General features: G+C 62.9%; 10 protein-coding genes. 1 reads left to right on the forward strand and 9 read right to left on the reverse strand.

Going from position 1 to position 9,634, the window contains the following annotated elements:
* Positions 1-189: 189 nt before the first annotated feature.
* From BRX43_RS14050 to BRX43_RS21170, 6 genes are read right to left on the reverse strand one after another with little or no spacing between them, the layout of a single operon-like run.
* The gene (locus BRX43_RS14050; protein WP_125995721.1) at positions 190-516 is read right to left on the reverse strand and encodes a hypothetical protein; all 327 of its coding nucleotides are present in this window, start codon (positions 514-516) and stop codon (positions 190-192) included.
* Positions 516-1,136 carry a hypothetical protein gene (locus tag BRX43_RS14055; protein WP_125995722.1) on the reverse strand — a complete coding sequence of 207 codons (621 nt, stop codon included), beginning with the start codon at positions 1,134-1,136 and terminating at the stop codon, positions 516-518. Before BRX43_RS14055 ends, BRX43_RS14050 begins: the two co-directional genes overlap by 1 nt.
* A complete protein-coding gene (locus BRX43_RS14060; RefSeq protein WP_125995723.1) occupies positions 1,133-1,489 on the reverse strand; it encodes a hypothetical protein in 357 nt (118 codons plus the stop codon). The genes BRX43_RS14055 and BRX43_RS14060 overlap by 4 nt, the downstream gene beginning before the upstream one ends.
* A 1-nt stretch (position 1,490) precedes the next feature.
* A complete protein-coding gene (locus tag BRX43_RS14065; RefSeq protein ID WP_125995724.1) occupies positions 1,491-2,120 on the reverse strand; it encodes a hypothetical protein in 630 nt (209 codons plus the stop codon).
* Positions 2,121-2,124: 4 nt separating this feature from the next.
* Positions 2,125-2,487 (reverse strand): hypothetical protein, encoded by a 363-nt coding sequence (locus BRX43_RS14070; RefSeq protein ID WP_125995725.1) that lies wholly within the window; start codon positions 2,485-2,487, stop codon positions 2,125-2,127.
* Positions 2,487-2,621 (reverse strand): hypothetical protein, encoded by a 135-nt coding sequence (locus BRX43_RS21170; RefSeq protein WP_277600165.1) that lies wholly within the window; start codon positions 2,619-2,621, stop codon positions 2,487-2,489. The genes BRX43_RS14070 and BRX43_RS21170 overlap by 1 nt, the downstream gene beginning before the upstream one ends.
* A 474-nt stretch (positions 2,622-3,095) precedes the next feature.
* Between BRX43_RS21170 and BRX43_RS14080 the strand changes: the two genes are divergently transcribed.
* Positions 3,096-3,482: a hypothetical protein gene (locus tag BRX43_RS14080; protein WP_206433220.1), complete on the forward strand. Its 387-nt coding sequence runs from the start codon at positions 3,096-3,098 to the stop codon at positions 3,480-3,482.
* Positions 3,483-3,542: 60 nt separating this feature from the next.
* On the opposite strand, the gene BRX43_RS14085 is transcribed toward BRX43_RS14080, so the two are convergent.
* From BRX43_RS14085 to BRX43_RS14095, 3 genes are all read right to left on the reverse strand, one after another.
* Positions 3,543-7,082: a tape measure protein gene (locus BRX43_RS14085; RefSeq protein ID WP_164523612.1), complete on the reverse strand. Its 3,540-nt coding sequence runs from the start codon at positions 7,080-7,082 to the stop codon at positions 3,543-3,545.
* 465 nt (positions 7,083-7,547) lie between these two features.
* Positions 7,548-8,147 (reverse strand): hypothetical protein, encoded by a 600-nt coding sequence (locus tag BRX43_RS14090; RefSeq protein WP_125995729.1) that lies wholly within the window; start codon positions 8,145-8,147, stop codon positions 7,548-7,550.
* A gap of 37 nt (positions 8,148-8,184) precedes the next feature.
* On the reverse strand, positions 8,185-8,634 hold the full coding sequence (locus BRX43_RS14095; RefSeq protein WP_125995730.1) for a hypothetical protein: 450 nt from the start codon (positions 8,632-8,634) through the stop codon (positions 8,185-8,187).
* Positions 8,635-9,634 lie beyond the last annotated feature (1,000 nt).

The raw sequence follows: 9,634 nt of genomic DNA on the forward strand, positions 1-9,634 counted from the left end.
CCCGAACTTCTGGTCCGAGGATGGGTCGCAGCCATCGCGACAAGAGGCGTTCGCGCCATCACGCCGCTTCAAGAGGGACATGCAGCCTCCGACTCGACAGACGGAGATATACCATGCTCAGTGGATGTCTGAACTTGCAGAGGCCGGGCATGCAGCGCAGAAACAGCACGCCCGGCCTCCGGCGTTAGATCACTGGCAAGCGTGCGCCGCCGCCGGCTTAGCCGACTGGTCCCGATCGAACGCTGCGACTCGCCAAGGCTCGGCATCGTCATCGGATCCGCAGCGGGTCGTCACATTACACCAACGATAGCCGGGAGACATGCCACTCCGCATCTCGTCATCGCCGGCTTCGCATCGATCCTCTTCGGGTTCGTTGTCCGCGTCACCATCCAGATCGTCCATTCGCTCGATCATGCGACTGGTCAGCCGGGCGAGGATCGGGCGCGGCAGGCTGGGGATAACCGCTAGCAGCGCGTCCAGCGGCGTTGCACGGTAAGCAGGGGCATGGGAGGCCATCACGCTTGACCCCCCAACCGCGCCAGGTCGGCGCCCAAGGCTTCCCATGCGTGCGCGCTATCGGTCATGCTCGCGTCGGCGAAGCGGTCTTGGATCGCTTCCATCTTGTACGCGGCGGCCTGGATGGTGGGTGCTGGCGTCGCAATGAGTGCATCCATGGCGGTGCAATAGGCATCGACCGCCGCGTCCTCCCCCTCAATGCCGAGTGGCATGGCGTCGCTGATCGCACGCAAGCGCTCGTATTCGGCCCGTGCCTCCTGCCAGAGCCGTCCGGCATCCATCGCCAAGGCATCGGCGGCGGCCCTTATCAGGGTGTGCCCCATGCCCACGTCGAACGCGCCAAGGTCGATCGCCAACCTGCCGTCGATCGAAAGAGGCTGCGCATAGTGGGTGACGAACAGGAGCTTTACGGCAAGCTCAGCGCCTGATGCCGCGACATGGTTGGAGATGGCGCGGGCAGCGTCGGTCCAAGGGTTTTCAGGCCCTTCAATATTCGCGTCATGCGTCGCGACATAGCTTCCGATCGCAGCGGCGAGCGGCGGGGAGACAAGGCCCGCCGGGACCGCCGGTATGAAGAAGTAGCGGTCACCGGGCTGCGGCAGCTTGATTGCGAAGGTCATGCGACGTTCTCCCCGCGTAGGGCTTTGATGGCGTAGAGGATTGCCTCGTTCTGTTGCTCGCCAGATTTGGCGTATTGCAGCAGCCAGTCGGCATCCTCCCGCCGCGCGGCTTCATGATCGGACTCGTAGAGCAAGCCGAACGTGATAATCCCGACCCACAGGCGAATTTCAGCCACTCGCGGTCCAGTCTCTTCCGACTGCATGATGCGATCTTCCGCGTCCCGCATTCGGTTCCAGAGCGGGTGATCAGCGCTGTCCGTTTCGTCGCCGCCAGTGCGTATCTCGTAGCGGATTGCCTTCCACTCGGAGAAGGCGGCTTCGGTGTCGGCGCTTTGGATAATGGTGCTTGCCATGTCAGCGGCCTCCCATCTGCGCGATGCGGGCAGCATCGGCCACGAGGTACGGGAACCAGCCGTCCTCTGCTTCCATTTGGTTGGCGGCCATGAAAGACAGCTTCGCGTGAAGGTCGGCGGCGGTGTTGACAGGGTATTCAACAACAGCGCCCTGCGCATCACCCCATGCGTAGACAAGCCGGTCAGACTCCTCGCAAGCAGCGGGGGCGGCAGACGCATTCCAAATACGTTGAGATGCACGCTGACGGCGAATAGCAGCGGCGGTGAAGGTCCGATGTGGCTGGCAATGCTCCTTCGCGGCCGGTAGGCGGGCCGTGCCTTTGACAATGGCGCGGACGAAATTAACGTCCGCCTCCACAGCGGTGCTGTACGTCTTCCCGCGAATGACAGTAGTTGTGTGAGGCAGTGACCCCATCTCGGCTCGCACGGCGTCGATCAAAGGGCTGTAGACGCCTGCCTGATAATCTTTGCAGGCCTTCTCAGCCGCGGCGTTGGCAGCGATCAGCGCTGCAAATGCAGGGCTAGGTCTGACCGGGGTGCTACGGGTGGCAGCGATAGCCGGCGCGATGAGGGCAGCGGTTGCCAACCCCGCCCCTCCAAGAAGGGCGCGGCGGGTGGTGTCAGTCTTCATGGGATCAGCCCTCCAACGAGAGGAAAGGGGCAATGTCGATCAGCAGGGCGGCGGCATCGTTACCCGTGAGCATCATGCCTTCGCCATCAAGGGCGACTGGCAGCCGCAGCTTGGCGCGCGCCTCGGCGGCGTTCGCGGCAGGCGTTTCCAGTATGCGTTTCTCCAGCCTCGCAAGGCCGTCACAGGCGGCGTCCATCGCAGGGCTGTCGCTGTCGAGCGAGTTGGCATAGGCCAGCAGGCTGGCGCGCTCTTTGAGCCATGAGTGGTGACGATTAGCTGGGGGCATCGCGGAAAGCGGCGCGATTATGCCAACCCCGATCAGGCCAGCACCCCCCAAGAGAGTGCGGCGGGTATGGTCGTGTGCCATTAGATCCGGCCTCCCCGCAGATAGGTCGGCAGTTGCTGCAAGTGACGTTCCTGCGCGCTCAGCTTGCGCGTGGCAGCGCCGCCGCGGCGGATGGTCAGCACGGAACGTGCCGTGCTAAGGGTCACGATAGCCATGAGCGATCTCCTAACGATCGATTGTGGTCAGGCCCGGCGGTGGTGTTCGCTGCACCTCGTCGGGCCATTACCTCTTATGGGTAACGCTCACCGTTATGGTGGTGGTTAAACGTGTTGTCAACGCTCAGCGTTATATTGATGTGCGAGCGTTATGATTGTAGGGCGGTGACATGCTTACGCCTTCAACGTGCCGTGCCGCCCGCGCTCTCGTCTCACTCGATCAAGCGGACGTTGCCGCGCGAGCTAGAGTTGGCGTCTCGACTGTCCGCAATTTCGAAGCCGGTCGTTCGGTGCCGATTGCTAACAACCTTGCGGCAATTCAGCGGGCGCTAGAGGCGGAAGGCGTGGAGTTTCTTGAGGCTGGCAACGCTCCCGGTCCTGGAGGCGCTGGCGTACGCTTCAAAGGCAACTGACCGGACTTCACCCCTGAACCGGGACCGGCTAGCTTCGCGCCGACACGATCAGGGGCGATGGATGCAGGATACAGGCAAGCTCATGGCCGCGCTCGGTATAGCCGGCTTTCTGTTCGCTATGTTCGTCATGCCTACCAGCGTTGACATGGGATTGCTTGGCGAACGCGTGGTCAACGCCAGCCTTCAACAGCGGCAGATGCTGGCGGCCATCGGATCGGCGGCGCTCTTTCTGGCGGGCTGTGTCCTCACGGCCGGCGGCGCGATCGTCTCGGCAGTAACAGCCGCTGCGCGTCCGGCGACGGCTCCAGAGCATGACCGCGCAATGATGGAACGCCTGGGCATCGATCGGGCAGGGGCCGATTACCGATATGACGGCTTTCTCTACGGCCGCTTGTCCGACGCGGTACAGGCGGCGGAACGCAAAGCGGCGGATCAACCGTCCGCCTAACTCACGAGGTGGGGGCGACCTATTATATCGCCGCCCCACCATCTTCCACCAAACTGCGCCTTAGTCGTGCAACTGACCGAACGTCCGAGCGATGCCCGGCACGTTCTTACCGGCAGCTTTTACAGCAGCTTGGTAGGCCTGCTTTGACCGGGCATCTGCATAAGCCATGAATTGTGCCATGGTTTGCTCATCGGTGCGCGCACCCTTGAAACTTGCCGTAATCGGTTGGACAACAACGATACTGCCTGCGCTTGATCGCGCCGCTGCTGATGCCTGCCCCAGCGGGATCACTGTGCCTCCCTGCGAGCCCATCCGCAGCAGCTCGACTCCAGCACCCTGCTCATTGACGCGGACGGTCTGGCCAGGCGCAACGTAGCCACCGGACGCTCGACCGAACAGCTTGCCGCTGCCGCCAATTGCATTGCCGATCGACTGTATGATGCTGCTTGATCCTTCAGTCCCATCGCCAAACAGAGCTTTGGCGAGTGGCTTGATGACTGTTTGCTGGACGGCGATGCGCAGCAAGTCGGCGATGATCTGCTTGGAGACATTAGAGAATGCGTCACCGAGGGATCGAGCGCCTGTGATCGCCTCCGCTATACCGTCGTTGAGGCGATCTAGGCCGTTCGCAGCTACGCCTTCCACCGCGCTGTTGATGTCTTTGCCGAGCGTATCAATGGAACGGCGATAAGCCTGTCCCGGCGCTTCCGTGGACCGGTTTACGGCTTCTTCACGCCCGCGATAGATGCCGGGCAAGGCCGTCAGACGTTCACGCGCCGCCTTTTTCTCAGCCTCGCTCGCCATCGAATTGACCGCTAGGACAGCTCGCAGTCGTGCTTCCTCTTCCTGGCGCTGCAAGCCGAGCAGGGCCAGCTCAAAGCCCCGCCGTTCACCAAGCGTGTCGGCAAGTCCGGACTGCTCCTGCAATAGGTCACGCTGATTAGCGAGCTCGCTCAACGTCAGGTCGAGTGCTTCTTGATCGGCCTGCGCGCGGCTACGTGCCTGAGCCAGCAAGGTATCAGCAACCGCCCGCTGGTCGTTTAGGCCCTGCAACTCGGCAACGCGCTGCTTCTGAACGTCACCCTCACCGAAGCGGCCCTGTTTGGATTGCTCTAGCAGCTCATCGTTGCGGCTCTGACGATCGGCCTCAATGCGGTCCTTCTCAATCTTCAACCGCTCATCAAGCGAGCCGGACAATTCTGCCCGTGCCGCCGCAATGTCGTTATTCGCCTGTCGCTCTGCCGCCTTAAAGGCGCGGATGTCCGCTGCGTCATCACGGATAGCCGCAGCTTCACGACGGGCTGCGGCTGCTGCATCCCTGTCGGCCTTCGCCGCTGCACGTTGGCCTGTCCTTGCGCTACGATCGCTATTCGCACCGGCAGTCGCGTTGCGGAAGTCCGACGCATCCTTGCTGGCGGCTTCCTGTGCAACGGCAGGGTCTAGGCCCGTTGCGCGATACTTCTTGTACTGCTTCAACTCGAATTGCTGAGCTTCAAGGCTTTGAATAGCGCTTTTAACGCCTCGGCGACGGGCGATTGCGAGTTGTCGAGTAACCTGCTCCAAATCCCCTTCGACATCTCGGCCGCCGTTCTTGTCTTTCTCGCCGATGTAGTTTTCAATTGGAAGGACAGCGGTCCGCTGCAATATGCCATTGGCATTGTTAAACCGACTGACGGCATTATTATAAAGTCCGCGTGCGCGCTCCCTCCGGCCTTCGTCTCGACCAATATAGCCAACCTTTGCGTCATACGTGCCGGAGGCTGCCTGGAACTCCTGTCGAGCCACCAAAGCGTCTTGTGATGCCGTAGCACGGTCACCAGCGGCGCGATCACGCAATTCTGCACGACGAGCCAAGGCAAGCTTTTTCAACTTCTCTGCTGCATCACCAACGGCGCCGGCGAAGTTCAGCATTTTGGGGGTAGCGTCAGCGGCTTGATTGCCGATCTGAGCCAGGCTGTTGCCGCCCTGCGAAACATAGGACGCGAAGAGGCGCGCCGTCTCAGTCGCCTCGCGCTGATGGTCGGCGAAGCTGCTCAGCCGCGCCTCAGCTTCGCGTGCTTCACTACGAAAGTGGATAATAGCCGCCACTAGGGCCGCGATGCCCAGCACCGCCGCGCCCACGGGACCACCGACCAGCGCCAGCGCACCAGAGAATAGCTTGGACGCCAAGGCTCCCGCACGGGCCGCCAGCGTCAGCCGGGCAGTGGCGGCTGTGGCGGCGTCCGTCGCCGCAACCGAGCGCGCCTGAGCCGCCGCTAGTGCTTGCTCAGACGCGGCGAGCTCTGCATTCACGGCCGTCAGCGCGCGTTTGGTAGCGAGTTGTGAGCGGAAGTCTTGGCTCTCTCGGTCAGCGGCTGGCGACGTGACAGCGCGCCCAAGCCCAAAATTCAGTCGAGAATTGAACGCCTGTTGCGCGGCTGCCTTCTGCGACTCGATCCTCTGCGCCTCGATAAGCGCTAGGGTCTGCGAGATAGCGGCCTGGTCAGCGCGTCGAGCCGCAATGGTGGCTTCGATCGCCGCCACTTCGACACGCGCGGCGGCAGCCGCTGCTTCCGCCTTCTGCGCCTCTGCCGCCGCGCTGCCGAGAATAACGACACGCTCGCTGTCCAGCGCCTTCACGTAGAGCGAGGTAGATGCTGCCAGAGAGGCGAGGGCCGCACTACCGGTCACCGCTCTTGCGGCGAAGCTGACCCCGATCGCCGCCAGCGCTGGGGCGATCAGGCCAAGATTGTCAGACAGCAGGACGATGGCTTGGCTGATGCGTGCGGTAGCCGATAGCGCGCTGTCGGTTTGCCCGATATACCTGCCGAGCGCGTTGTTGAGGATCGTGAATGACGCGCCGATGGTAAGATTGGCCTTGGCGGCCTGCGCCTCAAGCTGCGCCGATCCTTTGAGGAAGGCGCGGAAGAAGTCGGTATTCGACACCTTCCCGTCGTTGACCAGTGCCTTGAGCTTCGACACCGACCCACCAGCACCGTCGAGATTATTGGCGACAGCCTGGAGGATCGGACGGGCGCCGTCGACGATCGAGTTGAATTCCTCTGCCTGAACGCGGGCGCTACCGAGCAACTGGCTGAGCTGGAGCAGCGCGCCGCTCGCTTCTTCTGTCGACCCGCCTTGGATGCGCAGCGCGGCAGACACGCCGGAGGTGAATTTCAGCAGGTCGGCATTGGATGCGCCCAGTTCTTTCGCCGACGACGCCGTGCGCCCATACAAGGTGCCAAGGGCGCTCAGCTCCGAGCCGTTGCGCTGAGCGATCTCGTAGAGCGCCTCCTGAGTGGCCGCGAGGTTCTTGCCCTCGACGCCTGCCACCTTGAGCTGGTTCGTGAATGAGGTGTACCCGTCCGCTAGTTTGACAACCCGGTCGGCGCTGAACGCGCCCGCCAGCAGCGTGGCGGAACCAGCAATAGCCTGGCGCATACTCCCAAGCGAACGGCGGATGCTTGCCGATGACGTGGCGAACTGGTGTTCCAAGTCCGATACGGCCCGCTCCTGGCGGTCAAGCTGTCCTGTGGCCAAGGCCGTAGTAGCCCGCAACTCGTTCCGGTACTGGCTGGCGTCCGCACGGATCTGAAGAATAATCGGGTCAATTTGCGGCATGACGCGCCTCCGGTTTTGTTTGGCGGGTTTTTGAAGCGCGAGTGTGCACAGCGGTGGGGCTATCGCCCTTGTACACTTGGTGCGTGATGAGAGGTTCGGCGGATGGAGCATCCGCAACCGTATGGCTATCCAGGCAACCGCCACGCTCGAAACGCCACAGCCATGCGACTTGCTGGTCCGTGGTAAAGTACCGCTCCCGCTCCCAGCTTGGCACGGAAGCCGCTTCCGGCGGATAGGCCTCCGCTATGCGGCGGATGCTATCGGCAATGGCCATGGTGCGCCCCGGCGGGAGGGGTGCCGACGCCAGGGCCCGCACCCCGGCGTCGGCCGTCAGCGGTGACGGAGAAGCTACCCCGCTGACGATCTGGTGAAGGGGTGCCGCGAGCGGATAGGCGAGGGGCAGGATAGCCGGCTACGCCACGCCGCTGCGGCAGCCGGGCGGGAGAACACCCGGCTATCTCGAAATTACATGTCATGGCTGCGCCTCGGCCAAATGCCGTAGGTCACGGCCGCCGAAGTCGAAGCGTCGAGCCCCCACAGTTTGATGGAAGTCAGGCGCGGAATGGACTGAAGGCCGGGGATCATGAAGTTGCCATGACAGTTGCGCGCAATTGCCTCGGCGTAAGTGATGCCCCCAAGTGCATCACATTCGGCATCGGAGGCTTGCAGGCGCTCGAATAAGTCGACCATTTCACCGGTCAGCTTCGGCCACTTATCCTTTAGTTCGGCCACCAGATCATCGCGCGTCTTGATCGCGGCGGCGTGTCGTGCGGCCCTGATCTTCGCCCGGTTGGATTCCTCCAACTCGGCAACGCGGTTCTGTAACCCCGTAACCTTCGTGGATAGCCGGGTGACACGACGACGCTCCTTGCTGGCGGCGTCGGCAGCGGCGTCTGCATCGGCTTCCGCCGTCGTGATGGCGACGGACAGTTCCTCCAGGCGCTGGGCCTCCGCCTCGGCCTTAGCAATCTCGGCCTGAATGTCTTTGATGAGCTTGTTCACATCTGCGACGCGAGCGCCCTCAGCGAGGGCGGCGGCGATGCGTTCATCGATAGGCTTAGGCATGGTACGTCTCCCGTGAGCAGCGCGGGTGCGCGGCTGGTTATTTCTTCCAAGCGTTGTTGAGGTGATCGATCATCTGGGCGCGCGCGGTCGCATTGGCGGCGTGCTGCGCCTCAGCGGCTGCGGCGTAAGCGGCACTGTCCGTCTGGATCCGCGCTCGATCTGCCTGGGCGGCGCTGACTGCGGCCTGCGCCATGGTATCGGTGAAGGCCGGCGCGCGGTCGCCAAGGTAGGCGTTGCGGGTGCGGTGAAGAAGTTCGGCACGGGCAACGATTGCAGCCCGGTCGCTCTCGGAAAGGCCGCTGTCCTGTAGGAACACCGTCGTTCCACGGGACGGGCGGTGATCCGCGAACGCCATTTCGAAGGTGGCGCGCTCACCGTGAGCAAGCGGCTTATAACCGTAGCCGCTCCGCAACGTGCCGTTAGCGTCCAGCGCCTCGGATGCTGCTACCTCTACGCTGTCGCGCGCTCGAATATATCGGGTTGCCATCTCGGCATGTCTCCCATCGCCAGCGGGGATCGCGGGCCACGGTGAGAGGATGGCAACAGTGGGAACCGCTGCTTACCGCCGTCTACGGAGCTTGCTCAACTTTGAGGACACCTCCTCAATCTGAGGGCATGGCAGTGGGGCTGCCGGTATATGACCCGGCCTCCGCCTCGTGTGTTCGGCGGATGGTGCGTCCGCTAAATCCGTCAAGGCTCCGTCAAGCTGAACATAGATAGCAACGAGGGGAGAGGGCTGCGGCCCTACTTTACGGCTACGGAAAATTGCCTTGATCGCATAGTCGCGGCCTGGGGTGGCGCACTTCCACCAATGGTGGATGTTCGGAACCCTACTGCGCGCGGGCGCGCGTATTGCTCACGTTTTTCTAGTGTCCGGTTATTCGGCAGCCAGGCGAGGGCGATCCGAACCCCACCAATGCGCACGCACGCGCACATGCTTCCAAAAATTACTGGCTGGGGCTGGTCACACTGTAGCGAAGTCAGCTTTTGATAAGTGCCCATGAGGTTCCAATGAGAGCCGGTCACGCCTTCGCTGACCATCGCAGCCGCAGGTTCGCAAGCGATCGCGCTTTACCCTCTGGCGTGCGCGGCCCTGTGCTGCACCCACCATGAAACTTGCACCGGCCATTGAGGTGCAGGTCCGTCCGCTTGCATGGATGACCGCGCCGGGTCGTGGCACCACAGGCGAGGCCCGCAAGGTCAGCAGGGAAGGGCGGCGACTGGGGCGGCGGGTGAGGGAACCCAGCAGCTGCCCAAGCTGCATGACGGGCAGCCCCTTCCTCATAGAACGCACGGTAACGGCGTTTCCGGTCCTGCGCCTTACTCATCGCCGAAACCCTCCATGCCGGGCACGTCGTCATCGTCGTCATCACCAGGGGCGAAGATTGGAGTGCTTAGCCGTCGCGAGGTGCTGCCAAGCGCCGGATTGCCTGCGACATAGCCGCCGCCCCGCCCCACCTGACTATCGCCGGCCTGCACCGCCCGCC

The organism is Sphingomonas sp. S-NIH.Pt15_0812, from assembly GCF_003951315.1.
GTDB lineage: Bacteria > Pseudomonadota > Alphaproteobacteria > Sphingomonadales > Sphingomonadaceae > Sphingomonas.